Source organism: Streptomyces sp. NPDC005808 (genome assembly GCF_042871385.1).
In the GTDB taxonomy this organism is placed as follows: domain Bacteria; phylum Actinomycetota; class Actinomycetes; order Streptomycetales; family Streptomycetaceae; genus Streptomyces.
Genome location: NZ_JBIAIK010000031.1, coordinates 1 through 24,547 on the forward strand (window position 1 = coordinate 1; position 24,547 = coordinate 24,547).

Annotated in this window: 27 protein-coding genes; 10 read left to right on the top strand and 17 right to left on the bottom strand. The window is 68.9% G+C overall.

Features of this window, described 5'->3' with window-relative positions; all coding sequences use genetic code 11:
• The first annotated feature begins 184 nt into the window (after window positions 1-184).
• A complete protein-coding gene (locus ACFYPC_RS36390) occupies window positions 185-793 on the top strand; it encodes a YdeI family protein (RefSeq protein WP_391891622.1) in 609 nt (202 codons plus the stop codon).
• A 100-nt stretch (window positions 794-893) separates the two neighbouring features.
• Here the strand turns inward: ACFYPC_RS36390 and ACFYPC_RS36395 are convergent, their stop codons facing one another.
• Window positions 894-1,655, bottom strand: coding sequence for a CDP-alcohol phosphatidyltransferase family protein (locus ACFYPC_RS36395; RefSeq protein ID WP_391891623.1), 762 nt, complete (start codon window positions 1,653-1,655; stop codon window positions 894-896).
• Window positions 1,656-1,813: 158 nt separating this feature from the next.
• Here ACFYPC_RS36395 and ACFYPC_RS36400 point away from each other — a divergent pair, with 158 nt between their 5' ends.
• Window positions 1,814-2,392, top strand: a complete 579-nt coding sequence (locus tag ACFYPC_RS36400; protein ID WP_391891624.1) for a GNAT family N-acetyltransferase — start codon at window positions 1,814-1,816, stop codon at window positions 2,390-2,392.
• Window positions 2,393-2,407: 15 nt separating this feature from the next.
• Here ACFYPC_RS36400 and ACFYPC_RS36405 read toward each other — a convergent pair whose 3' ends face one another.
• The 7 genes from ACFYPC_RS36405 to ACFYPC_RS36435 all read right to left on the bottom strand — a co-directional run bounded on the left by ACFYPC_RS36405 (window position 2,408) and on the right by ACFYPC_RS36435 (window position 11,428).
• Window positions 2,408-3,979: a type IV secretory system conjugative DNA transfer family protein gene (locus ACFYPC_RS36405; protein ID WP_391891625.1), complete on the bottom strand. Its 1,572-nt coding sequence runs from the start codon at window positions 3,977-3,979 to the stop codon at window positions 2,408-2,410.
• A 29-nt stretch (window positions 3,980-4,008) separates the two neighbouring features.
• Window positions 4,009-5,433 carry an ATP-binding protein gene (locus ACFYPC_RS36410; protein WP_384381001.1) on the bottom strand — a complete coding sequence of 475 codons (1,425 nt, stop codon included), beginning with the start codon at window positions 5,431-5,433 and terminating at the stop codon, window positions 4,009-4,011.
• Window positions 5,434-5,464: 31 nt separating this feature from the next.
• Window positions 5,465-7,024: an SCO6880 family protein gene (locus ACFYPC_RS36415; protein ID WP_391891626.1), complete on the bottom strand. Its 1,560-nt coding sequence runs from the start codon at window positions 7,022-7,024 to the stop codon at window positions 5,465-5,467.
• Window positions 7,021-8,328, bottom strand: coding sequence for a hypothetical protein (locus tag ACFYPC_RS36420; RefSeq protein WP_391891627.1), 1,308 nt, complete (start codon window positions 8,326-8,328; stop codon window positions 7,021-7,023). The genes ACFYPC_RS36415 and ACFYPC_RS36420 overlap by 4 nt, the downstream gene beginning before the upstream one ends.
• Window positions 8,318-9,166, bottom strand: a complete 849-nt coding sequence (locus ACFYPC_RS36425) for a hypothetical protein (RefSeq protein ID WP_391891628.1) — start codon at window positions 9,164-9,166, stop codon at window positions 8,318-8,320. The genes ACFYPC_RS36420 and ACFYPC_RS36425 overlap by 11 nt, the downstream gene beginning before the upstream one ends.
• A gap of 185 nt (window positions 9,167-9,351) precedes the next feature.
• Entirely contained in the window at window positions 9,352-9,660 is a 309-nt protein-coding gene (locus tag ACFYPC_RS36430; protein WP_391891629.1) for a hypothetical protein, read from the bottom strand.
• A gap of 466 nt (window positions 9,661-10,126) precedes the next feature.
• The gene (locus tag ACFYPC_RS36435; RefSeq protein WP_391891630.1) at window positions 10,127-11,428 is read right to left on the bottom strand and encodes a peptidase S8; all 1,302 of its coding nucleotides are present in this window, start codon (window positions 11,426-11,428) and stop codon (window positions 10,127-10,129) included.
• 370 nt (window positions 11,429-11,798) lie between these two features.
• Between ACFYPC_RS36435 and ACFYPC_RS36440 the strand changes: the two genes are divergently transcribed.
• Together ACFYPC_RS36440 and ACFYPC_RS36445 are read left to right on the top strand one after the other, a co-directional pair.
• On the top strand, window positions 11,799-12,179 hold the full coding sequence (locus ACFYPC_RS36440; RefSeq protein WP_391891631.1) for an ArsR/SmtB family transcription factor: 381 nt from the start codon (window positions 11,799-11,801) through the stop codon (window positions 12,177-12,179).
• Window positions 12,176-12,814, top strand: a complete 639-nt coding sequence (locus tag ACFYPC_RS36445) for an SRPBCC family protein (RefSeq protein ID WP_391891632.1) — start codon at window positions 12,176-12,178, stop codon at window positions 12,812-12,814. The genes ACFYPC_RS36440 and ACFYPC_RS36445 overlap by 4 nt, the downstream gene beginning before the upstream one ends.
• A gap of 125 nt (window positions 12,815-12,939) precedes the next feature.
• On the opposite strand, the gene bla is transcribed toward ACFYPC_RS36445, so the two are convergent.
• From bla to ACFYPC_RS36465, 4 genes are read right to left on the bottom strand one after another with little or no spacing between them, the layout of a single operon-like run.
• Window positions 12,940-13,926, bottom strand: coding sequence for a class A beta-lactamase (gene bla / locus ACFYPC_RS36450; protein ID WP_391891633.1), 987 nt, complete (start codon window positions 13,924-13,926; stop codon window positions 12,940-12,942).
• Window positions 13,839-14,084: a DUF397 domain-containing protein gene (locus tag ACFYPC_RS36455; RefSeq protein WP_384380980.1), complete on the bottom strand. Its 246-nt coding sequence runs from the start codon at window positions 14,082-14,084 to the stop codon at window positions 13,839-13,841. The genes bla and ACFYPC_RS36455 overlap by 88 nt, the downstream gene beginning before the upstream one ends.
• Window positions 14,077-14,268, bottom strand: a complete 192-nt coding sequence (locus ACFYPC_RS36460) for a DUF397 domain-containing protein (RefSeq protein ID WP_391891634.1) — start codon at window positions 14,266-14,268, stop codon at window positions 14,077-14,079. The genes ACFYPC_RS36455 and ACFYPC_RS36460 overlap by 8 nt, the downstream gene beginning before the upstream one ends.
• A 10-nt stretch (window positions 14,269-14,278) precedes the next feature.
• Window positions 14,279-15,124, bottom strand: coding sequence for a helix-turn-helix domain-containing protein (locus ACFYPC_RS36465; RefSeq protein WP_391891635.1), 846 nt, complete (start codon window positions 15,122-15,124; stop codon window positions 14,279-14,281).
• A 208-nt stretch (window positions 15,125-15,332) separates the two neighbouring features.
• Here ACFYPC_RS36465 and ACFYPC_RS36470 point away from each other — a divergent pair, with 208 nt between their 5' ends.
• Window positions 15,333-15,773: an ATP-binding protein gene (locus tag ACFYPC_RS36470; RefSeq protein WP_391891636.1), complete on the top strand. Its 441-nt coding sequence runs from the start codon at window positions 15,333-15,335 to the stop codon at window positions 15,771-15,773.
• Here the strand turns inward: ACFYPC_RS36470 and ACFYPC_RS36475 are convergent.
• From ACFYPC_RS36475 to ACFYPC_RS36490, 4 genes are all read right to left on the bottom strand, one after another.
• Window positions 15,770-16,999: an ABC transporter permease gene (locus tag ACFYPC_RS36475; protein WP_391891637.1), complete on the bottom strand. Its 1,230-nt coding sequence runs from the start codon at window positions 16,997-16,999 to the stop codon at window positions 15,770-15,772. The genes ACFYPC_RS36470 and ACFYPC_RS36475 overlap by 4 nt on opposite strands.
• Window positions 16,996-17,673 (bottom strand): ABC transporter ATP-binding protein, encoded by a 678-nt coding sequence (locus ACFYPC_RS36480; protein ID WP_391891638.1) that lies wholly within the window; start codon window positions 17,671-17,673, stop codon window positions 16,996-16,998. The genes ACFYPC_RS36475 and ACFYPC_RS36480 overlap by 4 nt, the downstream gene beginning before the upstream one ends.
• Window positions 17,674-17,741: 68 nt before the next feature.
• The gene (locus ACFYPC_RS36485; RefSeq protein ID WP_391891639.1) at window positions 17,742-19,064 is read right to left on the bottom strand and encodes a peptidoglycan-binding protein; all 1,323 of its coding nucleotides are present in this window, start codon (window positions 19,062-19,064) and stop codon (window positions 17,742-17,744) included.
• Window positions 19,061-19,615 (bottom strand): hypothetical protein, encoded by a 555-nt coding sequence (locus ACFYPC_RS36490; protein ID WP_391891640.1) that lies wholly within the window; start codon window positions 19,613-19,615, stop codon window positions 19,061-19,063. The genes ACFYPC_RS36485 and ACFYPC_RS36490 overlap by 4 nt, the downstream gene beginning before the upstream one ends.
• Window positions 19,616-19,770: 155 nt before the next feature.
• On the opposite strand from ACFYPC_RS36490, the gene ACFYPC_RS36495 reads away from it, so the two are divergent.
• The 5 genes from ACFYPC_RS36495 (at window position 19,771) to ACFYPC_RS36515 (ending at window position 23,646) form a co-directional block, all read left to right on the top strand.
• The gene (locus ACFYPC_RS36495; RefSeq protein ID WP_391891651.1) at window positions 19,771-20,427 is read left to right on the top strand and encodes a response regulator transcription factor; all 657 of its coding nucleotides are present in this window, start codon (window positions 19,771-19,773) and stop codon (window positions 20,425-20,427) included.
• A gap of 89 nt (window positions 20,428-20,516) precedes the next feature.
• Complete coding sequence (locus ACFYPC_RS36500; protein ID WP_391891641.1) at window positions 20,517-21,713, top strand: sensor histidine kinase; 1,197 nt, start codon at window positions 20,517-20,519, stop codon at window positions 21,711-21,713.
• Between the two features lie 61 nt (window positions 21,714-21,774).
• On the top strand, window positions 21,775-22,206 hold the full coding sequence (locus ACFYPC_RS36505; RefSeq protein ID WP_391891642.1) for a LuxR C-terminal-related transcriptional regulator: 432 nt from the start codon (window positions 21,775-21,777) through the stop codon (window positions 22,204-22,206).
• 40 nt (window positions 22,207-22,246) lie between these two features.
• The gene (locus ACFYPC_RS36510) at window positions 22,247-22,660 is read left to right on the top strand and encodes a peptidase inhibitor family I36 protein (RefSeq protein WP_391891643.1); all 414 of its coding nucleotides are present in this window, start codon (window positions 22,247-22,249) and stop codon (window positions 22,658-22,660) included.
• A 335-nt stretch (window positions 22,661-22,995) separates the two neighbouring features.
• Window positions 22,996-23,646, top strand: a complete 651-nt coding sequence (locus ACFYPC_RS36515) for a hypothetical protein (RefSeq protein WP_391891644.1) — start codon at window positions 22,996-22,998, stop codon at window positions 23,644-23,646.
• Between the two features lie 38 nt (window positions 23,647-23,684).
• On the opposite strand, the gene ACFYPC_RS36520 is transcribed toward ACFYPC_RS36515, so the two are convergent.
• Window positions 23,685-24,431 (bottom strand): SAM-dependent methyltransferase, encoded by a 747-nt coding sequence (locus tag ACFYPC_RS36520; RefSeq protein WP_391891645.1) that lies wholly within the window; start codon window positions 24,429-24,431, stop codon window positions 23,685-23,687.
• Window positions 24,432-24,547 lie beyond the last annotated feature (116 nt).

Genomic DNA, 24,547 nt, shown 5'->3' on the forward strand with positions numbered 1-24,547 from the left:
GGGACCCTGTGGGAGAGTAGGACGCCGCCGAACTATCTTTAGAGCTCCGGCTCTTGGACTTATCGTCCAAGAGCCGGAGCTTTTTTGTTTTCAGGATGCGCTTTTCGGGATGTGTTTTGCCGAACAGAGATGATCACGCAGGTCCTCAGGCATCCTGGGTCCGGGGGCCGTGCCCGAATGCGTCATGACAATCGGCCGGGTGTGGTTCGCTACTGAGGTGACTCAGGACTTGGAGATCGTCGCATTCGAATCCGCCGAGACTTTCCAGGCATGGCTCGGCGAGAACCACGCCGTCTCGCCGGGTATCTGGCTCAAGCTTCGCAAGAAGGGTCCCGGAATCGCCGCGCTGGACTACGCCCAGGCGCTCGACGTGGCACTCTGCTACGGGTGGATCGACGGCCAGAAGGCCAAGTTCGACGATCAGTGGTGGCTCCAGCGGTTCACCCCGCGCAAGCCGCGCAGCAAGTGGTCCAAGGCCAACCGGGACAAGGTGGCCGCCCTGATCGAGCAGGGCCGGATGCATCCGCCGGGGCAGGCCGAGGTTGACCGCGCCAAGGCAGACGGCCGCTGGCAGGCGGCCTACGACGGCGCGAAGACCGCCACGGTGCCGGACGACCTCAGGGCGGCCCTGACCGCCGACCCGGCCGCGGCGGAGTTCTTCGAGACACTGGACCGGCAGAACCGCTACGCGATCCTTTACCGGGTCCAGGACGCCAAGAAGACCGAGACCCGGGCGCGCCGGATCGAGAAGTACGTAGCGATGCTGGCGAAGGGCGAGAAGCTGTACCCGTAGTCACGGAGAGGGACCATGGCCGTGTGGTGCCGTGGCGGGATGTCTCGGCGGTGGTAATGCCGGGGTACGGCTTGTACCCCGGTACGGGGGCTGCGGGTGGCTACTTGAGGCGGGAGGACGAGACGATCGAGACGATGTGGGCCGGGACGAGCAGCCAGACGATCGTGGTGATGGCGACTGTGGCGATCTTCGTTGCTGTCAGGTCGCCTAGTGCCGTGTCCACGATCGCGGTCACGAGGAGCAGGATGGTCGCCTCGATGCCGTTGCACAGGCGGTGGAGCTGGACGGAGGAGGCCAGGCGGCGTACTCGGGCCAGGCCGGTGGAGCGGGGGACCACGGACTGGTCGGTGGCCTTTTGCAGGCCGCTGTCCGAGCGGGCCACGTGGACCAGGTCGGAGGACGACTTGAGGAGCAGGACGCCGATCGCTGCTGCCAGGCCGGCCACCAGGTAGGGGTCCAGGCCGAGTTCGGAGGCGCGCAGGCCCATGCCGACCATGACCGCTGCGTCGGCGAGGTAGGCGCCGAGGCGGTCCAGGTAGACGCCCAGCGGGCTGAACTGCTTGCGCCAGCGGGCCACTTCGCCGTCCACGCAGTCGAGCAGGAGGTAGAGCTGCATGAACAGGACGGAGAGTACGGCGCCGCCCAGGCCCGGCAGGAGCAGAGCCACCCCGGAGAGAACTCCCGCGAACACCATCACCACGGTGATCTGGTTCGGTGAGACGCGGGTGCCGAGCATGAGGCGGGTCACCCGGAGGGACACGGCGCGCATGTAGAGGCGGCCGGCCCAGTGTTCCGCCCTGCTGTCCAGCTTGCCCGGAGGGTGGATCACGTTGCGGAGTTCGTCGAGTTGGACCTTGGGCATGCGGCGCTTCTCCATGGAGAGTCGGGGGCGGGTGCTCGTGGGCTCAGACGTCAGTCTGACGTCCTATGGGGACGATCATGACGGGGGCCCTGACAGTGGGTGTCGGCAGGGTGGATATCCGGTGGGCGCTGTCGTAGGCAGGTAATACCGTGGTTTTCATGAACCACGTGATTCGTTCCATACGTTCCGACGAGTGGGCCGAGGTGAAGGCGCTGCGGCTCACTTCGCTGCAGGACCCCGTCGCTCATCTCGCGTTCCTGGAGACGTACGAGGAGGCCGCGGCCAGGCCCGATGCGTTCTGGCGGGAGCGGGCGGCCGGGGCCGCCGAGGGGAGGGCCGAGCGGCGGCAGTTCGTGGCCGTGGGCCAGGGCGGGGTGTGGGACGGATCCGTGGCAGTACTGGTCGAGGAGGCCGGGGAGCGGGATGTTTTCGGGAGCGTGATCGAGCGGCGCCAGGGGCATCTGGTGGCGGTGTATGTGCGGCCCGAGCACCGGGGAAGTGGAGCCGGGGTGACCGGCGCGCTCTTCGATGCCGCCCTGGAGTGGGCCTGGGAGAGCGGACTTGAGCGCGTACGGCTGTTCGTGCACGAGAAGAACGGGCGTGCCGAGGCGTTCTATCGCAAGGCGGGGTTCCTGCCGAGCGGGCTGATCGTGCCGACGCCGGGGCGTCCGGGGGATCAGGATCTGGAGTTCGTGATCGCTCCGCCCGCGGAGAGCCGCAGCCAGAATCCGTCCTAGCGGCCAGGACAGGTCCTAGAGCGGGAGGTCGTACTGCGGCCAGCGGGACCGGGCCTGCTCCTGGGAGCGGAGGAGAGCCAGGGTCGGGAGGCCCCGGGTCGCTCCGGTGGACAGGAGGTCCGGCAGTTGGGGGAGGGGGGCCACGGCCGCCACGTCGTCCAGGACGAGGGTGAGTGGTGGGTCGAGGCGACCGGAAGATGACCGTTCGGCCATGCCCCGGCCGCGCTCGACCACGCTTGAGGCGAGGGCCGTCAGGAGCGGCATCGCGCCTGGATTCGCTCTGGGGTCCTCGATGGGTTCACCGACCACATAGAGCGTGCCCCCTTCGTTCACGAAAGAATCCAGAGTGAGGGTGTCACTTCGGTTCGGGGTGCAGGATTCGCGGACGTTGACCGTGGAGAGGGCGGAGAGGGCGCGGGCCGTCAACTCCTGGGCGATGTCTCGGCGTTCGGAATGCGAGGTGAGGACCGCTTCCAGTTCGCCTGCGGCGCCGGATGCGGCTTTGGGGTTGGTGCGGAGGGCTCGTACCGCGTCCTGTACCTGCATGCCCTGGGACCAGCGGTGGACGTGGCGGAAAGGTTTGCCCTCCACCGCGGCGGCGTGCAGGTAGCTGCGCAGGAGCGTTTCCGCTACGTCTGCCATGGGCTGGTCCACCTTGGCGGTGGGGCGTACGGGGGCGAGTAGGGCCACCGCTCTTGCCGCTGCGGTGGCCTTGTCCTCGCAGCCGGTGGAGGGGGACCAGTGGAGGCGGGCCGGGGTGTCGCACAGGTGCGCGGGGTTGTAGAGGAGGACTGGACCGAGCTTGGCTCTGGCGTCCTTGGTGTCCGACCAGGTTCGGGGGTTCGAGGTGACCACCATGGCGGGGCCCTCTGCGTCCTGGATCGCCTGGACGGCTTGGGGGTGGCGGGTCTCGGCGGGGCCGAGTCGGACGGGGCGGGGTGGTTTTTGCGGGGGGATTTCCCGCCCGCCCGCCCGTTCGCCCTGTTCCAGCGGCTGCGCCGCGACCGTCAGTGGGTGCCCTTGCGTTGTGGGTGCCGCGGAGATTTCCCGCCCGCCCGCCCGTTCACCCTCTGCTGCCAAAGGAGCCATTGTCGGCCGTGGTTGCTCATGCGTCGGCGGCTGCTCGTGCGTCGTGGTTTCGGCCCGAAAAGTTTCCCGCCCACCCGCCCGTTCGCCCTCCGCTGCAAAGGGAGCCGTCGACAACCCCGCCTTCACCCCGCGCCTCACTCTCCCCGCCCGCCACCTCGCCACCGTTCCGATCACGAACACCGTCAGCACCACCAGCAGCAGCAACTGCCCGATGAACAGGCCCCAGAACAGTCCCCACCCCGACAACTGATCGGCGGGCGTGGCCGGCCAGGCACCCGTCAGGTCGTGCGGTTCCCCGATGAGGTGCCGCATGGCCAGTGGCGTATGCGCGAAGGTGACGGCGTTCGGCCATGACCCCCGGGAGAACAATCCGGCGAACCCCGTGGACGTCCACACCATCATCGTCATGCCGAGCAGGAAGGCCAGCACCCCGACCAGCAACCCGTCGGGGACGCCCCGTTCCTCGCCGTGCCCGTGCCCGCGCTCTTCCCGTCTCATCTCACGTCACCGTCCTCATGCCGCCGTTCTCACGCCACCGTGGACTCGGACGAACCGTCGAGATCGCTGAGGTGCTGTTCCATGAAGGCTGCCGCCCGCTCCTCCGCCTCCAGTTCCGCGGCGTGCAGCGCGTCGTCGGCGATGAGTTCGGCGGAGGTCTGGGTCATCGCGCGGTCGGTGAAGACGAGGGGGCGTTCGGTCTCGGTGATCAGGTGTTTGACCACCTGCACGTTGCCGTTGACGTCCCAGACCGCGATGCCGGGGGTGAGGGTCGGGATGATTTCCACCGCCCACCGGGGCAGGCCGAGCACCCGCCCGGTCGCCCTCGCCTCGTCCGCCTTCTGGGCGTAGATCGTTCGCGTCGACGCCATCTTCAGGATTGCGGCGGCCTCCTTCGCCGCCGCCCCGTCCACGACGTCGGACAGGTGGTGGACGACCGCGACGAAGGACAGACCCAGCCGGCGTCCGAACTTCAGCAGGCGCTGGAAGAGCTGGGCCACGAAGGGGCTGTTGATGATGTGCCAGGCCTCCTCGACCAGGAAGATGCGCTTCTTCCGGTCGGGGCGGATCCAGGTGTGCTCCAGCCACACACCCACGATCGCCATCAGGATCGGCATGGCGATGGAGTTCCGGTCGATGTGGGACAGGTCGAACACGATGAGCGGGGCGTCCAGATCGATGCCCACCGTCGTCGGCCCGTCGAACATGCCCCGCAGGTCGCCGTCCACCAGCCGGTCGATGACCAGGGCCACGTCCAGGCCCCAGGCCCGTACGTCGTCTATGGCGACGTTCATCGCCTCGGCCGACTCCGGTTCGGGGTGGCGCAGTTGCTCCACGATGTCCATGAGGACCGGCTGGCGTTCGACGATCGTCTCGTTCACGTAGGCGTGCGCGACCTTGAGCGCGAAGCCGGAGCGTTCGTCGAGGCCGTGGCCGAGGGCGACCTCGATGATGGTCCGGAGCAGCGCGAGCTGTCCGGTCGTGGTGATCGCCGGGTCGAGCGGGTTGAGCCGGATCCCCATGTCCAGGGCGGCGGTGGGGTCCAGCCGGATGGGAGTTATTCCCAGCTCCTCGGCGATGAGGTTCCACTCGCCGACGCCGTCCTCGCCCTGCGCGTCGAGCACCACGACCTGCCGGTCGCGGAAGCGCAACTGCCGCAGGACGTACGTCTTCTCCAGCGCCGACTTGCCGTTGCCGGACTCGCCGAGCACCAGCCAGTGCGGTGCCGGGAGTTGCTGCCCGTACAGCTGGAAGGGGTCGTAGATGTAGCCCTTTCCGGAGTACACTTCGCGGCCGATGATGACGCCCGAGTCGCCGAGACCCGGGGCGGCGGTCGGCAGATAGACCGCCTGGGCCTGGCCGGTGGATGTGCGGACCGGGAGCCGGGTCGTCTCGATCTTGCCGAAGAGGAAGGACGTGAAGGCGTCGGTCGCCGTGGACAGCGGATCCCGCATCAGAGCATCAGCCCCATCAGAACATCAGCCCCTACCTGCGGATTCCGGTGGCGAACGGCAACGTGTTGACGAAGGCCCGGTGGTGTTCGCGGTCGCACCACTCCAGCTTCAGGTACGACTTGCCGGCCGAGGCGCGGATCGTCCGCTTGTCCCGGGCGAGGGCCTCGGGGGAGCGGGAGCTGACCGTGATGTAGCCGACGAGGTTCACGCCCGCCGCGCCGCTCGCGAGGTCCTCGCCGCGCTGGTCCATGCGCCCGTGGGCGGCGACGTCGCGTGGGTCGACGGTGCGGTTCATCTTGGCGGCGCGGCTGGCCTCGGCGTCGTCGTTCGTCTTCTCGGTCAGCATCCGCTCGATGGCGATCTCGGTGGGTTCGAGGTCCATCGTGACGGCCACGGTCCGGATGACGTCCGGGGTGTGGACGAGCAGCGGGGCAAGGAAGTTGACGCCGACCGGTGTCATCGGCCACTCCTTCACCCAGGCCGTGGAGTGGCACCAGGGCGCACGGGTGGAGGACTCGCGGGTCTTGGCCTGGAGGTAGGTGGGCTCCATGGCGTCGAGCTCGGCGGGCCAGGCGTTGCGCTTCGTCATCGCCTGGATGTGGTCGATGGGGTGGTCCGGGTCGTACATGGAGTGGACGAGGGAGGAGAGCCGGCCCTGGCCCAGCGGCTGCCGTACGCGGATGTCGGCTTCCTGGAGGCGGGAGCAGATGTCGGTCAGCTCGCGCGCCATGACGACGGCCAGGCCCGCGTCGCGGTCCAGCTTGCGGCCGCCCTGCGGGCGCGCCGCGCGTGCCATCGCGTGTGCCTCGGCGGCCAGTTCGCGGTTGAAGTGCATGCACGCGACGAGGTAGGCGCGGTGCTGCTCGCTGCTCGTCGACACCATGGACTGGAGCTGGTCGTACGACTGCTGCAGCCAGCTGGGGGCGTGTTCGTCGCCGCGTACGGAGACGTCCTTGGCGTGTGCGTCCGGGTCCGCGGGGAGGGTGCGGGCGAGCATCTGGATGCGGGTGACGAAGCCGTCGCCGTTCGCCACGTGCTTGAGGAGGGTGCCGAAGCGGTCGACCAGGGCCTCCTGGTCCTCGGAGTCACGCAGGCCGACGCCCGGGCCCTCGATCTCGATCGCGGCGGTGACCGTGCGGCGGTCGGCGTGCAGGAGTACGGCGATCTCGTCGGGGCCGAAGGGTGCCGCGAGCCAGTTGATCCGCCCGATGCCGGGCGGCGGCCCGACCTCGACCTCGCGGCCGTCGATGCGGGTACCGGCCTCCATGACACTGCTGCGGTACGCCGTTCCCTGGCGCAGGCTCCGCTTGTAACTGCGGTTGATCTCGAACCACTTGTAGAACGTGCGGCGCTTGTAGGGGACGTACACCGCGGCGATGGCCACCAGCGGGAAGCCCATCAGCAGCACGATCCGCACGGACAGCACCGGGACGAGCAAGCCGCACATCATGCCCAGGAACGCGCCCGCGATGATCAGTACGATCTCGCCGGACTCACGGTTCCGGCCGACGATCGCGTTCGGCCGGGCGCGGCCGATCAGATATGTACGGCGGGGCGTGACCATGTGGGACACGTGGGACTCGGTCGTCAACGCCCTTCACCTCCCGTGCGGTTGTTGCGGGCGTGCGGAGTGCTCGTCGGGCTCGTACGGGGTGCGGGGGTGGCGGAGGGGACGGATCCGCCGCCTCCGTTCGACGCACGGGTGCTGTGTGCGGCCACGCCGCCGGAGACGGGGTTGGCGGGGCGGGGCTGGCTGTTGCCGCCTTGGCCACCTCCACCGCCGCCGTTGTCGACGCGGGTGCTGTGGGTTTTGATGCCCTGGGCGACCAGGGTGGCCGGGGAGCTCATGACGGCGGCGGCCTTGCCCTCGGCGCTCTGCATGATGCGGTTGTTGCGGGAGTTGGCGATATCGTCGCCGAAGCCCGGTACGAAGCGGTAGATCATCGCGCTCGCGAAGATGGCGAGCAGGATGATCGCCAGGCCCGAGACGACGGCGGAGAACGCGTCCGGGCCATCGGAGGTGGACAGTGCGCCGGCCAGGCCCAGCACTATCACGATCACCGGTTTGACCAGGATGACCGCGATCATGATGCCCGCCCAGCGGCGGACGTGGCCCCACAGGTTCTTGTCGACGAGGCCCGCGTACACGACGACGCCCAGCAGGGCGCCCACGTAGAGGAGAGCGGCCCTGATGACCAGTTCCAGATACAGGACGCCGGCCGCCAGGATCGACACCATCGAGACGATGATCAGCATGATCGGTCCGCCGCCGATGTCCTGGCCCTTGGCCAGCGCCTCGGAGAAGTTCCCGAAGAACGTGTCCGTCTGGTTGCCCGTCGTCGCCGCCAGGACCTCCGTGACGCCGTCCGTCGCCGAGACGACCGTGTAGAGGATCAGCGGGGTGAACGCCGACGCCAGCACCGTCAGCCACAGGAACCCGACCGCTTCCCCGAGCGCGGTGGTGAGCGGGACGCCTCGCACCGCCCTCTTCGACACGGCCAGCAGCCACAGGACCAGGGTCAGGATTGTCGACGCCGCGAAGACCACCGCGTACTGCTGGCGGAACGCCTGGTTCGTGAAGTCGACGGTCGCGGTTTCGTTGACGGCCGCGCTGAGCTTGTCGATGGTCCAGGAGGCGGCGTCGGCGCAGCCCTGGGCGAGGGAGGAGAGGGGGTCGAGGGTGGTGGGGAGGGAGGTGGTCCCCCCTCCGCCGGTGCCGCTGCTGTCCTCTTCGCAGTACTTCTTGGCGGGGCCGATCAGCAGGCCGCAGGGGTCGTTCGGGGTCGGGGTCGGGGTCGGCGCCGCGAAGGCACGAGTGGCCATCAGGACGGCCGAGGTCTGAACGACGGCTACGACGGTTGTGAGCTTGAGAACGCGGCTGCGGCTACCGGGCATACGTGAACCCTCCGTACTCCTCGATGGCCTTGCTGATCTCGTCGGAGGTGGCGGCCTTGTCGTCGCCGGGGACGGGGGCGGGCCCGTCCGTCTGGGAGTCCGTCACGATCTTCCAGTCGTCGTTGTCCCACTGGAGGTCGAAGGTCCATGTCTTCCAGGTCGAGGTGACGGGGTCGGTCGAGATTTCTCCGGACATCCCGATGAGCCCCATGTACCAGACCGAGACCTTGGCGGCGCTGTCGCTGTACTGCTCGGCCTTGGTGCCCACCGGGACCGTTCGTGACACGAACGTGCTGCCGGCCGGCGGATTGCCGTTGGCGTCGAGACCCAGCTTGCTGAGGAAGTCCGCCGAGTAGGCGGCGTCCATCGGGCTCTGGAGCTGGCCGGCTGCAGCAGACGTATAGATGGTGCTGACGATGTCGTGCCGGCTGTCCTTGTTGAACATGCCGGTGGAGCCCAGCGCCACCGCGTAGTTCGCCGCAGCGCTCTCCGCCCCCACCGCGCTGTGCGCAAACCCCGAAGGAATCCCCGAGACCTTCGACCCCACCGGCCGCTCCCCCGAAGGAGCGGTGGGTGAAGTCTGGGCGTTGTCGGTGCCCCCGGTCCCGGAGGAGGAGCCGTCGTCTCCGCGGTTCGCGAAGGCGATCGCGGCGATGAGGAGGACGACCACGCCGACGACCGTGATCAGGCTCCGCGAGGAGGACCGCCCGCGGCGGGCACCGCCGTACACGTCGCCGCCACCGCCGGGCAGGTGCGTCCGGGTCTGGCCGGAGCCGCCGTATCCGCCGTCCTCGCCGCGAGAGCCGTCGCCGTATCCGGGTTCGTCACCGTGACTCATGCCGGGTGCGCCCCCTCAACCTCTCGCTGAACCGCTGGACCGCGTAGTACGACGGTAGCCGTGCTGGTTTCCGCGCGGGCGCGGTGTGGTGACTCGACATCAGGGAAACGCAACCTCAGCCGGTGGGCACGACGGACGGGTGGGTCGGAGGGAGGGGGAGAGGATCCGGGCGTGCCCGGCCCGCCCTAGACGGCCATGCCGTACACGATGGTGAACAGCGTGCCGAGGGATCCGATGATGAAGACACCGGTGAGGCCCGCGATGATGAGGCCTTTGCCCTGTTCGGCGCTGAAGGTGTCCCGGAGGGCCGTCGCGCCGATGCGCTGCTTGGCCGCGCCCCAGATCGCGATCCCGAGGCAGAGCATGATGGCGACCGCCATCACAACCTGGACCATCGTCTTGGCTTCGTTGCCCAGGCTGCCGAAGGGACCCCAGTCCGGAGCGATCCCGCCGATAATTGTGGTGATGTCGCCCTTTTCGGCTGCGAAATGCATGTAAGTCACCGCCCCTAGTGGGTAGTTCTGCACCCTCTGCCCTGTGCGCAGAGGTCGGGCCCATTCTCGCTGACGTTGGCGCTGTCGGATGTCGACTTGGCGTCATTGATTGGCGAGTTTCCTACGAATCCCTTGCCGTTCCCTCGCCGACGGCCCACACGGGATCCCTTACGGGGTGTGTGGGACGGTATGCGAAGGATCGTATGGTCACTCTGTGTATCACGACCGGTTACGCCGAGCAATGAATTCGGTGCGGAACCTGTGGTGTGGTTCCGTCGTTAACCCCTACTCATGACCTGCGGACGGTCGCGCGTCCGCGGGGTGTGGCCGAGCGGCCGTCAGCCCGAAGGCTATCCCGGGTTGTTGCGGGACGCGGAAACGGGCCGCGGCTGGTAGCCGCGGCCCGTTCTGCTGTGCCGCCGGTGGACCCCACGTTCCTGTGCCGGCGGCTTCTGTTGCCCGGAGGTCAGCCCGTGAAGGCCGCGACTCCCTCCGGGGTGCCGACGCCGGTCGGCCCGTCGTAGCCCGACTTCGCGGTGCAGAGGTAGCTGGAGGAGCAGCTGCCGTTGGTGCCGCTGGTCACGTCGTTGAGGGCCGAGGTGCCGGCCGCCGTGTACGGGAACTTCGCCGGGTAGGAGCCGGTCGAGGGGGTGCCGGCGAGCGCGTAGACGCCCGCGATGATCGGGGCGGAGGCGCTGGTGCCGCCGAAGGTGTACCAGCCGGCCGTGATGCCGTAGGAGTCGTAGACCGAGACGCCGGTCGCCGGGTCGGCGACGGCCGAGACGTCGGCGATGGCGCGCTTCGTGCAGCCCGTGTCGGTCTGCCAGGTCGGCTTGGCGTCGTACGCGGAGCAGCCGGAGCCGGTGCCCTCGGTGCTGCTGGTCTCCCACACGCTCTCGCTCCAGCCGCGGCTGGTGGAGCTTGCGGAGAGGGCGGTGCCGCCGACGGCGGTCACGTACTGGGAGGCCGCCGGGTACTCGGCGCCGTAGCCGGCGTCGCCCGCGCTGACGGTGATGGCGACGCCCGTGTGCTTGAAGTACGAGGTGTCGTACGTCGAGTCGGAGGAGGACTCGGAGCCGCCGTAGCTGTTGGAGACGTACTTCGCGCCCAGGGTGACCGCTTCGTTCACCGCCTTGCCGAGGTTGGTCATGGAGGCGGAGGTGGCCTCGACGAGCAGGATGCTGCAGTTCGGGCAGATGGCGCTCGCCATGTCCAGGTCGAGGGAGATCTCCTCGGACCAGCCCGCGTCACTGGTGGGAAGGGAGGTCGTGGAGCCTGTCTGGCTGACCTTCTTGAAGCAGCCGTTGGCGGTGGTGCATGCCGAGAGGCCGTAGTACGTCCGGTACTTGGCGAGGTCCGCCTCGGCGTTCGGGTCGTTGTACGCGTCGACGATCGCGATGGTCCTGCCCGAGCCGTTGGAGGCGGCGGCGGAGGTCAGGCCGTACGCGCTCTGGAGGTCACTGGGCCCGTAGCCGGAGGGGGTCGACGCGTCCGCGGCGTCGGGGGTGACGGAGTCCGTGCGGGCGGCCTGTTCCTTCTGGAACGCGGTCGTGCCGCCGGTGACGCGGAGTGCCTTACAAGCCATCTGGCCTTTGGCGGGAGTGGCGCAGGCGCGGGTCCAAGTCACGGAGGGAGAGGCGGACTTGGCGGCGACGGCCGGGGTGGATCTGGCCGCGTCGGCCGGGGCGGCGTTCGCGGGGGCGGCGGGGCCGAAGCCGACGAGGACGAGGGCCGCGGTGCCGAGGGCTGCGGCGCCCAGGCGGCGCAATTTGCCACGTATGGCGGGTCTTTGAGGGGATTCGGTAAGCAACGGACAGCCTCCTGAGACTGGTTGACAGGGGCGGTGCGGGTGCGGTGCGCCGCCGGTCCGGTGTCCCCGGCGGTGGGCTTGATCGGCCCGCGGATGACCATCCCTTGTTGAGTACGTGACAACAAGAGGCTTCTGGAATCCTGACTTCCGCCTTACTGAACCAAGGCTGTCGGCTTACCGCCCGATGGCGCCTGGATGGCCGGAAGCTGACGGCGGCTTGACTCGGCTCACAGGAAAGTCATGGAGGGCATGGAGGGCGTACGTGTGCCGCATCGGTTGCGGTCTATCGCTGCACGCTTATATAAGCAATGGGTGATATATTGAGGGCGTGCATGCATTCGACGTTCTCGGTGACCCCGTACGCCGCCGCATCCTGGAGCTGCTCGCCGACGGTGAGATGAGCTCCGGCGCGGTGTGTGAGGTCATCACGGTGGAGTTCGGGATATCGCAGCCGGGGGTCTCGCAACACCTGAAGGTGCTGCGGGAGAACGGTTTCGCGACGGTACGGCCGCAGGGGGCCCGTCGGCTCTACGCGGTGAACTCGGAGCCGTTGCGGGACGTCGACGCGTGGCTGGAGCGGTTTCGCCGCTTCTGGACGCCCCATCTGGACGCCCTGGCCACGGAGTTGGCGCGGGGCAAGCGTGAGCGTCGGCTCAGCAGCGAGCCCGGCGACGGTGAGCAGGCGGATCCGAGGAGGAGAGCCACATGATCGACGTCACCCATCAGATCAATGCCGTACGGCGGCAGGTCGGCACCCGCGATTTCGAGGCCGGCGAGGCGCGTGTGGTCACGATGAGCCGGACGTACGACTCGACGGTCGAGGACGTCTGGGACGCCTGTACCAACGCCGAACGGATTCCGCGCTGGTTCCTGCCGGTCTCCGGCGACCTCCGCGTCGGCGGGAAGTACCAGCTCGAGGGCCAGGCGGGCGGCACCATCGAGCGCTGCGAACCGCCGTCGAGCTTCCGTGCGACCTGGGAGTACGGCGGGGACGTGAGCTGGATCGAGCTGCGGCTGACGCCCGCCGAGGAGGGCGGCACCCGCTTCGAGCTCCAGCACATCGCGCACGTCGACGACGAGCGCTGGGCGGAGTTCGGGCCCGGCGCGGTCGGCGTCGGCTGGGACCTGGGGCTCACCGGTCTCACCCTGCACCTGGCCTCCGGGAACGCCGTCGACCCCCAGGAGTTCGCGGCCTGGACGGCGTCCGACGAGGGGCGGCGGTTCGTGACGCTGAGCAGCGAGGGCTGGTACGAGGCGAACGTGGCGGCGGGGACGGAGGCCGCCGGGGCGCGCGCGGCGGCGGACCGGACGACGGCGGCGTACACGGGGGCGGAGTCCGCCTAGGTTCAGGCCGCCGTGTCGCGCTCTGTGTCCCGGGCCCTCACGGCAACTGTGCAACCCACGGTCGGCCAGACCGCCCCAGCGCCCCGCCCCTGCGCCCGCCTCAGCGCCCCGCCCCTGCGCCCGCCTCAGCTCACGGCATTCGCCAGGACCGTGGCGGTCTTCGCGACCAGCGGGTTGTCCGCGGTGGCCGTCGGGTCGGGCTTGGTGGTCAGCACGGCCACGACGACCGGGGTGCCGTCCGGGGTCCAGGCGATGCCCACGTCGTTGGCCGTCCCGTACTGGCCCGTGCCTGTCTTGTCGGCGACCGTCCAGTCCTGGGGCAGGCCCTTGCGCAGGCGTTCGCCGCCGGTCGTGTTGCCGAGGAGCCAGCCCGTCAGACGGGTACGGTCCTCGTCGTCCAGCGCGTTGCCGAGTACGAGCCGGGCATACGTCCGGGCGATGGCACCCGGGGTGGTCGTGTCCTCCAGTCGACCCGGTTCCGCAGAGTTCAACTCCGGTTCCCTGCGGTCCAGTCGGGTCTTCGGGTCCCCGAGTGACCGGCTGAAGCGGGTCACCGCCGTGGGGCCGCCGAGTTCGTGGAGCAGGAGATTGGCGGCGGCGTTGTCGCTGAAACGGATCGCCGCGTCGCACAGTTCCTCGACGGTCAGGCCGGCCGCCACGTTCTCCGGCTTCACGGTCACCGCTCCGCCGCCGGCCTCCGTCACGTACTCCGCCGTGTAGTGGATGCGCCTGGCGAGCGTCTCGCCGTGGTGATCGAGATCCCGCAGCACCGCCGCGACCGCCAGCGTCTTGAACACCGAACATATCGGGAAGAGCTCCGACGCCCGGTACCCCACGGCCGCCCTCGTGCCCAGGTTGTACGCGAACGCGCCCACCCTGGCGCCGTGTTGTTCTTCCAGTTCCCGCAGGCGGGTGTGGGCGGTGTCGCGGGTACGGGGCGCTGCTTGTGCCGGGCCTCCGGTGAGCGCCAGCGCGGTCGTTGCGGCGGTCGCGGTGAGCAGGGTGCGGCGAGTTGTTGTCGTACCTAGGATTTTTCTTCCTCCAGTTCCTCTACTCCCTCTACGAAGTGGTCGAACTCGCCTGCCTGTACGCCCAGTACGAACGCGTCCCACTTCTTCTGCGTAGTAGTGACGATGTTCGTGGGGTCACTGGTTTCACGGATGTAGACCAGGTCGTTGTCGCCGAAGGCGAGTTCGATCCAGGGGCCGGGTCCGGTCGCGTCGTCCGGGGCGGCTCGGATCCAGTCCAGGTTCGGTGGGATGTCAGCCACGGTGCGGTTCCTTGTGCTTGAGGGTGTGGAGGAGGGTGCGGAAGGTGGCGGGGGTGGCGGTGAGTATGGATTCGGTGGGGTCGCCGGATTCGGTGAGGTGTATTCGGGCTTCGGTTGCGGCGACGTGGAGGCATGAGTCGCCGGACCCGCAGTAGGACGACTTCTGCCAGTCGTGATGGGGCATCTCGGTTCCTTCACAGGTCGTGGATCAGCTTGTGGATGAAGTCGCGGGAAGGCTCGGGGCCGAGGGCCACGGACTCCATACGGTCCAGGAGGATTCGGTACATCTGTAGCTGAGCTTCGGCGTCGAGGAACACCGGGCCGTGGGACTGGTCGAGGTGCACGGTGTCGAGCTGAGGGACGGGGCCGTTGGAATAGAAGATCGACTGGCCGGAGCCCGGGAAAGATCCGGCGGCGAATGGGAGCACCTTCAGGGTGACGTGGTCCCGTTCGCTCATGTCCAGCAGGTGCCGCAACTGCGCCTTGGCCACGGCGGGGCCGCCGAACTGCATGCGCAGGGCAGCCTCGTGGACGATCGCCACCTGCGGGGTCGGGGCGTCCCTGAAGAGGACGGTCTGGCGCTTGATGCGGAATGACACCCGGTGTTCGATCGCAGGCGGGGAGAGCTCGGGTACGACCAGACGGAACAGGTCGCGTGCATGGTCGGTGGTCTGGAACAGCCCGGGGATATGCACGGTGACCGCCGTACGCAGGTGCCTGGCGTGGTGCTCCACCTCGGCGAGATCCAGCAGAGCTGCGGGCAGGATCTCGCGGTACTCCTCCCACCAGCCGCGCTTGCGCTCTGACGTCATGTCGGCCAGAGCCTCGATGAGGTCCTTGTCCGGGCACTTGTAATGGGAGGCAAGCGTCCGCACGCGCTCAGCACTCACTCCGATGCGCCCGGCCTCCATGTTGCTGATCTGACTCTGCTGCGCGCCGATCAGTTGACCGGCCTGGGTTGCGCTCAGGCCCGCTCGCTCGCGCAGTTTGCGCAGCTCGCTGCCGAATCGGAGTTGACGGCCCGTCGGGCTGCTTCTCATGGGCTGGCCCGTCTCCTTGCTGCGGCTGGTCACCCACATGGGTGGCAAGTCATAGATACTCAGGCATTCGTGTCATGCATGACACGGGACACCGCTACTTTAGTGCGCGGGCGCCTCGCCCAGAAGCACCCCGCTCGACGGAGCGGCCGCGGTCACTGGGCAACGTAACCAAACCCACCCAACTCACCACCGAACCGGGAGACTTCCCATGGCAACCGTATCCCCGTCCTGGACCTACACCCTTCAGCTCCCGCACGATCCCCGTGCCCCCGGTATCGCACGGGCCACCCTCCGTACCATCCTCACCGCCCACGACCTCACCGAACTCACCCCCACCGCCGAACTGTTGGCGTCCGAGCTGCTCACCAACGCCCATCTGCACACCCGGGGCCCGTACGCCCTGCGCCTGTTCGCCGCCGAGCCCGACCGGCTCCGTATCGCGGTCTGGGACACCGATCCCACCGTCCCGCCGGGCTTCTCGGAGAAGGGCGCCCCCGTCCTCGTACCCCCGGAAGACTCCGAACACGGCCGTGGCCTGCACCTCGTACGGGCCTGTGCGGACGCGTGGGGTGTGTCCGTGCTGCGGGAGCTCGGGGCCTCGAAGGGCGGGAAGTTGCTGTGGGCGGAGTGTGCGCGAGCGGGGGGCTAGGCCAGCGCTTCGGTGGGGGAGAGGCGCGACGCCCGTACGGCTGGGTAGAGGCCCGCTGTCGCGCCGATCAGCAGGGTCGCTCCGGCGCCGCCGACCATGGCCCACAGGGGGACGACCGTGGGCCAGTCCTGGGTGGTCGCGTACGCCGTGGTCACGCCGATGCCCAGGAGCAGGCCTCCGGCGCCGCCGAGCGCGGACAGCAGGAGGGACTCGGCGAGGAACTGGAGCCGGATCTGGCCACGGGTGGCGCCCAGCGCGCGGCGCAGGCCTATCTCGGGGCGCCGTTCCAGTACGGAGATCACCATGGTGTTGGCCACCCCGATGCCGCCGACGAGCAGCGCCACCGCACCGAGCCCGAGCAGCAGCGCGCCGAGTGTCGAGTCGGCGGCGCGCTGGGCGGCCAGCGCGTCCGACGGCCTGGAGACCTGGACCTCGGACGGCGCCTCGGGGTTGACCGTGGACGCCAGCACGGTGCGTACGGCTTCGACGGAGGGCTCGGCGGATCGTACGTACAACTCGGTGGGGTGGCCGTCGAAGGAGAGGAACTGTTCGGCGGCGGGCCAGCCGACCATCGCGGAGCTGTCCAGTTCGTCCGCCAGCGGGACCGGTTCGAGGATGCCGGTGACGCCGAACCACTGATTCCCCAGCCACACCCGCGTCCCGGGCTCACGGATGTCCAGCCGTCGTGCGGCCGCCGCCCCGAGCACCACGCCCGGATAGCGCGAGGTCGCCTCGTTGAGCCATACCCCCCGGTGCATATGGCTGCCGACCGCTGTCGGTAGCCCGGGCTGGACCGCCACCACGGCGATACTGCCGGTCTGCCCGGCCGGAATATGGTCGTTGCGGTAGACGTGCGCGGTGACCCGGCCGACGGCGGCGACCGACTGCACGGGGCCGATACGGCCGACCATCGCGACCGATTCCCCGGGGAGCCGGGCGGCGTCACCGAACATGGTGCTGCCCGGTTCGACGGTGAGGAGATTGGTGCCGAGCCGGTCCAGCGTGCGGTTCAGATCGGCCCGGCTGGAGGTCGAGATACCGACGACGGCCAGCATGGCGGCGATGCCGATGGCGATCCCGAGCGCGGACAGTACGGCCCGCAGCGGACGGGCGCGCAGTCCCGCCGCGCCGACGCGGGCCACATCGGCGGCGCCCAGCCGGGCGGGGACGAGTTCCGTACGAGGGTCCGCACCCGTTCGTTCACGTCCTTCCGTGCGCGATCTCATGATTCGCCGCCCGTCGCCCTGCCGTCACGGACGTGTACCTGACGCGGTAGTTCCGCCGCGATCTCCCGGTCGTGGGTGATGACGACGACTGTCGTCCCAGCCGTGTGCAGGTCTCGCAGTACCTTCATCACCGCCTCGCCGGCCGACGAGTCGAGGTTGCCGGTCGGCTCGTCGGCGAGCAGCAGCGCCGGTGACCCGACGACCGCGCGGGCGATCGCCACGCGCTGCCGCTCGCCGCCGGAGAGCTGGTGCGGCAGGTGGTCGAGCCGGTGGTCGAGCCGTACGCGTTCCAGCGCCTCTGCCGCCTCCCGCCTGCGCTCGCGCAGCGGCAGGCCCGCGTACAGCAGGCCGTCGGCGACGTTGTCCAGTACGGGCACTCCGGCGGCGAGATGGAACTGCTGGAAGACGAAGCCGATGCGCCGGGCTCGCAGTGCCGACACCTTGCGGTCCGAGAGCCCGGCGATGTCGTGCCCGGCGATACGGACCGTGCCGGCGGAGGGCCGGTCGAGGGTGCCGACGATGTGCAGCAGGGTGGACTTGCCGGAACCGGACGGGCCGACGATGCCCAGCATTTCGCCGTAGTCGATGGCGAGGTCGACGTCCCGAAGTGCGACCACTCCGCCGGGATAGGACTTGGACACGTCCTTCAGCTCGACCACTCTTGTGCTGCTCATGGCGCTTGCCGCGCTTGCCGCGCTTGCCGGGCCGGTCGGGCCTGCCGGGCCTGTCGGGCCGGTCGGGCTCATCCGGGTATCCCCACGTGCTGGCCCGCGCTGATGCCGGATCCGCTCACCTCGACCCAGCCGTCGGCGAAGAGGCCGGTGCGTACGGCGACGATGGCGGTGTGGGTGCCTTCCACCGTCTCCAGCCCGTAGCCGCCCTCGGCAAGGGCGAGCAGCGCCGCGACCGGAACCGCCAGGACATCCTTGCGGGTCTCGACGGTGTGGCGGACGTCGACCGGCGTCGTCTCCAGGCCCCCGAGAGCCGTCTGGCGGGCGACGGTGACGGTGACGGGCACGGTGGCGGTGTCCGTGCCGGTGGCCGGATCGTCGCCCTGGCCGCCCTCTCCGGAAGCCTGGGCCGCGGTGGCGTCGGTACCCACGCTGGACACCGTCCCCGCAACCGTCTTCCCGCCAGGCAGGGCGACCGTCACCTTCGTCCCCTTGACCGCCCAGGCGGTGTCGGCCGCGCGGACGTCGACGGTGACCACCTTGGTCGTGGCGGTGCCGGTCAGCATCTCGCCGGTGGCGGACGCCCCGATCTTGGCGGAGTGCGAGGCGATCCGCACCGGACCGGCGGTGTACACGACCTGGTCGATGGCGACCTGTCCGGTCCGTGGCAGGCCGAGGTCCTTCTGCCAGCGTTTCACTGCCTTTGCTGTGAGGTCGGTGAACTCCTGGTCGACGGTGAAGCCTTCGTAACCGAGCGCCCGCAGGTTCCGCTCGAACTGCTCGACGTCGGGGCCGTGGGTCGCCGGGGTTGCGGCGGCCGGTTCCGGCTGGGTGTCCGCCGCGGGAGCTGTGCCGGTGGTCTCGGCGTCCGTTGCCGCCTCGGCCCCGGAGTCCGAGCCTGTCTCCGTCCCGGACTCCGAGCTCGTCCGCGACCCGGACGCCGACTCGGACGCCGACTCGGACGCCGACTCCGTGTCCGTCTGCGATGGAGTCGATGGAGTCGGCGGAGGTGCCGGGACAGCCGCCGTGAGTGTGCGGTACATGGGCAGGGCTCCGTACAGGAGAACCACCGGTTCGTTGTCCGCCCGCAGCAGCACACCGCCTCGGCCGATCGTCTTTCCCACGGCAGGCAGCCAGGTCAGCGTGCCCGTCGCCCTGGACTCGACGGCCGTGGCGGCCCCGTAGCCGAGTCGGCCCGCGACCGTGGTCTCGTCGGTGAGGGTCCGGCGCGTGATGGTGGTCGTCTTCTCGGGGCTGTCCGCCGCCTTGTCCGTACCGGCCGGGGACGACCCGCCGAAGCCGAGGGCCGCGGCAGCGACCGACGCGGCGACGGCTGCCGTCAGGACCACGGTCAGGATCGTGCCCCGGCGGCGCCGGACAGAGCGCGTGCTCATCCCCCACGCACCCCGCTCGAACTGGGCGAGGGCAGGACGTTGCGGCATTCCGTGAGCGCCGCCTGGAACGTGTCGTCCGTCTTGAGCTGCCGCGCCAGTTCGTCGTCGAGGACCGACTCCCCGGTCCGGGGATCCGGGTCCGGATAGTCCTTCACCCCGTGCTCACGGATACAGGCCGCGTACTGCCGGCGCTTCTCCAGGTCTTCGGCCGAAATCTGCGGCACATCGGTGGCGACAGCGTCGGGCTGAAGGGTCCGGCACTTCTCGGACGCCTGGAGAATCGTCGCCTGCGGAGTCTTGGCCTTGTCCACCTCAAGCGTTCCGTCGGCGCCCTGCGTCATCGTCACGCCCGCGTCCTTGAGGCAGTTCGCGTACTTCTGGGCCTGCTGCGCCACGTCACCGCCGGACTCGCTCACCCCGCCCCCGGCGGACTGCGCGGTCGCCACGCCCGGATCGTCACCGCCCCCGCCACAGCCGGTGATGCCGAAAATCAGCGCGGTCAGCGGCACTGCGGCCAGCATGGTCAATCGGGTCGATCGGATTCTGGTCATCTGCGGCTCCCTCCCGTTTGCCGACCGCCATCACAGCGCTCGCCGTGTAAGCCAGTTGTGAGGGAAAATCCTTATGAGCGGCTTACACAGGGCCCGGCAGCATGACCCGTCCACGGAAGCGGGAGATCTGGCCCGTCCACGGGAGCGGGGGAACTGTGCGCGTACTCGTCGTCGAGGATGAGGTGCTGCTGGCCGACGCCATCGCCGAGGGGCTGCGCCAGGAGGCACTGGCGGTGGACATCGCCTACGACGGTGCCGCCGCCCTGGAACGGATGGGCGTCAACGAGTACGACGTCCTCGTCCTGGACCGGGACCTCCCACGCGTGCACGGCGACGAGGTCTGCCGACAGGTGGTCGCGGCGGGCTGGGACACCCGGATCCTGATGCTGACGGTCTCCGGGGAGATCGCCGACCGGGTCTCCGGGCTGTCCCTCGGCGCGGACGACTATCTCGTCAAGCCGTTCGCCTTCGCCGAACTCGTTGCCCGGGTAAGGGCGTTGAGCCGCCGGGCCCGTCCCGCCTCGCCGCCCGTGCTCGCACGCACGGGGATCTCACTCGATCCCGGCCGCCGGGAGGTCTTCCGCGACGGTCACTACGTATCGCTGTCGAAGAAGGAATTCGCCGTACTGGAGGAGCTGTTGCGCGCCGAAGGTACGGTCGTCAGTACGGAACAGCTCCTGGAGCGGGCCTGGGACGAGAACATCGACCCGTTCACCAACGTCGTGCGGGTGGCCGTCATGACGCTGCGCCGCAAGCTCGGTGAGCCGCCCGTGGTGGAAACCGTCCCTGGAATCGGATACCGCATACCGTGAGCCGCCCCCGTGCTGTGAGACCGCATGCGGTGAACCCGCGCACCGCGAACCGCCGTACCGTGAACCGCCGTACCGGGGACCCACCCACCGTGAGCCGCCGCCCCGTGAACCGCCGTACCGTGAACCCCCGCCACTGGACCATCCGCGTCCGGCTGACCCTGCTGTACGGCGGGCTCGTCGTCCTGACCGGCGCCACGCTGCTGGTCGTCATCTATCTGCTGCTCGACAGGATCATCGACCGGCAGAGTATCGATGTCCGCTCGCTCTACTCCCCTGCGTCGGGGCAGACGTCCGAGGAGTTCGAGACCGCGGTCAAGCCGCAGGTGGCTGCTGCGACCGAGCAACTGCGCGGCGATTTCCGGGAGCGCACGCTCAATCCGCTGCTCAGCGACGGCGGTCTTGCTCTGGCAGCCCTCGCGGGGGGTGGGCTGGTCATCGGGTGGGTGGTTTCCGGTCGAGTTCTCCGCCCGATCAAGCAGATCACCTCCACGGCGAGGCGGGTCGCGGACCGCAGTCTGCATGAGCGGATCGGCCTGACAGGTCCCAAGGACGAACTCCGGGAACTCGCCGACACCTTCGACGACATGCTGTCCCGGCTCGACTCCGCCTTCGACGGGCAGCGGCGCTTCGTCGCCAACGCCTCCCACGAGCTGAAGACGCCGCTGGTGATCAACCGGACGCTGATCGAGGTCGCCATGGGGCGGCCAGATTCCCCGGCCGAGGTGGCCCGACTGGGCGAGACCCTGCTGGAGGTCAACGCCCGCCACGAACGGATGATCGACGGTCTGCTCACCCTGGCCCGATCCCAGCACGCCGTCGTCGACCCGGTCCCCTTCGACCTCGCCGACGTGGTGAAACGCGCCGCCGACACCGTCGGACCGGAGGCCGAGCGGGCCGACGTCGCCCTGACCGTGCGTGCCGGGGCGGCACCGGTCAAGGGCGACCCCGTACTCCTGGAGCGGGCGGCGCAGAACCTGTTGCAGAACGCGGTCCGCTACAACACGGCGGGCGGCTGGGTGCGTACGGCGGTGACCCGTGACAACGGCCGGGTGACGCTCACCGTGGAGAACACCGGTCCCGATATCGCCGACTACGAGATCCCCGGGCTCTTCGAACCCTTCCGCCGCCTCACCGACCGCGTGGGCTCCGCCCATGGCACCGGTCTCGGCCTTTCGATCGTCCGTTCGGTGGCCCGCATGCACGGCGGCGACGCGACCGCGGTGCCCGGCGCGGGCGGCGGACTGGTGGTCGTCTTCACGCTGCCGGCGCACGAGGGCACTGGCTGACTTCATGCACCGGAAACAATCGACTCCCGGAATTCACTGCTCCGGGAGTACAGTCGTTTGAGTGACGCAATATCACAGAGGTGCCGAAGAGGCAAAGCAACATCATTCCGGGGATCGCGCTACAGGGGGGCGTGGCTTCACGAACAAGATCGATCGTTGCCCGACCTGTGAATTGATCAACTGTCATCCAGAAATCAGACTCGCCACCAGTCTCAACGCTGCATTACCAAGAGTCGCGTTACTGAGCAACCGTGAAATGGACGTCTTCCATCTGCTTTCCGGTGGGCTGTCCAATCGCGAACTCTCCAGGGCTCTGCACATCACCGAGCGTACTGCCAAGGCGCACGTGGCCAGCATCGTGCAGAAACTTTCCGTCGACTCGCGTCTGCAGGCCTGCATGGTATCCGCGGCGTACCACGCGAAGAAGTGTCCCGAAGGACAATGGCAACCCGCTCCGTCGCCTGATGAGATGACCAGTGTCCGGTCCTCCTGACCGGACCGCGTCAGATATTCCTTCAGGCTTCTGGAGAATCATGCGTAGTGGAACCAGACAGCATCTGCGGCAGCTCGCGGTGACCGGTGTGGCCCTGGCCGCCCTGGGCACCGCGGGCATCGCCACCGCCGGATCGGCATCCGCCGCCACCGGCAAGAACGGTGTGGTGGAGGTCGGCGAGTTCGGCCTGTACTACGTCACCGGATCGAGCGGCACGGTCTTTGACCTGTTCGTCTCGGACACCAACTTCAGCGGTGACGTGTTCCCGGGCACCAGCATCTCGGCGAACGACAACACCGAGTCCTACCGGAACCGCGACTCGCTCACCTGGTACGTGTACACCAACGCCGGGGCGGGCGGCTCGGAGGGGTGGCTCGACCCGGGCTACGTCGGCAACGCGTCGACGACCTTCAAGAACAAGATTTCCTCGGCGTACTACTACGACGCCAACTGATAGTCCACAGTGAACGCTGCTCTGCCCATTGGAGTTGGGCAGAGCAGCGCTCCATGGAATTCTACCGAAGCGTGTCGGAGTTCACGATGCCTACGCACGAACGCCGCTCTCTCCTGCGCCCTGCACTGAGTCTGGCAGGTGTATTTTCCGCCCTTCTCGCGATCAGCGGCTGTGTTTCCGCCGCAAGCGGGAAGGAAAGCTCAGAGCCGGACATCGGAAATCCACTCACGACGCTCTCGACCAAGGATCTTAGGCTTCCGCTGGAATCCTATCTTCCGACGGCCGGACAGGTGCGCGAGTTCGACCGTGCACGGCTCGTCCTCATCGACCGGTGCATGCGGCGCTTTGAATTCTCGTACAAGGTCGATGTGCCGGCCGTCAAGGGGGGATCCGCGGATTCCAACAGCCGCAGATATGGAATTACGGATTCCAGCCTCGCGGCAAGGAATGGATACGGCCTGGCCGCCGGTGCCGAGGCTCACCCGGCGACTCCCGAACTCGGAGCGGACGAGCAGACCGTCCTGTACGGGGAGGGCGCCTCCAGCCTCGACGGCCGGGCCGTGCCTCAGGGCGGCTGCATCGGCGAGGCCAATCGAGGTCTCGACGCACACTCGCCCAAGGGTGCCGACTTCACTCTGACCCAACAGCTCGGCTTCACCTCCTTCCAGCAGACCCAGCAGGACTCCCGGGTGCGAAAGGTCGTCAGGGCCTGGTCGGACTGCATGGCGGGGCAGGGCTATCACTACGCGAACCCCCTCGCGCCGCTCTCCGACCCGAAGCTCGGTGACGGCACCGGCGCCGACGCCATCGCGACCGCCCGCGCCGACCTCGACTGCAAGACGCGTACCAACCTGGTCGGGGTCTCCTTCACGGTGGAGTCCGCGTACCAGCAGCGGCTCATCGAGCAGCGGGCGGAACTGGTGAAAGCCACCAAGGAAGCACGCGACGCCAGGCTCCGCGTCGCGGACTCGCTCGGCCAGGCGTGAGCCCCGGCACGGTATTGCCGGGGCTCACTGAGGGTGTGTCAGCGGTTCATCAGGGCGAAGACTCCCCAGCCGAGGTACTCGCGTTGGTAGCGGGCGTGGTGGGCGGGGGCGGTCATGAGTTCCGCTCGCATTTCGGGGGCCAGTTCGTCGTCGGGGTTCGCGTCGAGCCAGCGGCGGATGTTGAGCCACTGGGCCGCGACATAGCGGTCCCAGCTGTCCTGGTCGGCGAGGACCATCTCGACCACGTCGCAGCCGAGTTCGCCGAACTGTTCGAGCAGCTCCGGCAGGGGGCGGAAGTCCTCCTTGGCGGAGGCGTGGCAGGCCTCGACGGTCGTCCGGTCCGGTGGGTCGCGGCGCCAGTACGGCTCGCCGATCAGGATCATGCCGCCGGGGGCCAGGCTGCGGCGGAGGAGTTCGACGGTGCCGGCCGGTCCGCCGCCGATCCAGGTGGCGCCGAGGCACGCGGCGATGCCGACCGGTTCGTCGGAGACGTGGCCGGACGCGTCCCCGTGCGTGAAGCCGACGCGGTCGGCGACACCCAGTTCGGCGGCTCGGGTGCGGGCTCCGTCGAGGAACACGGTGCTGATGTCCACGCCGGTGCCGGTGAGCTGGTGGTCCCGCGCCCAGGTGCACAGCATCTCGCCGGTCCCGCAGGCGAGATCGAGCATCCGGGTCCCCGGCGGCGGGTTGAGCGCGCGGCCCAGGGTGGCCAGCTTCTCGCTGGTGAACGGGTTGTGGATGCGATGGCCGCTCTCGCGGATGGTGAAGCTACGTGGGAGATCCACTTCTGGGGTTCCTTCGGTCCAAGGTGGCTGCAGCGGTGGTGATGGGCGCGGTCGGCGGCCGGTGGGACTTGGCCGCGCTGGTCTGGACCGTCATCAGAAGCACCTCATCGGAAGCA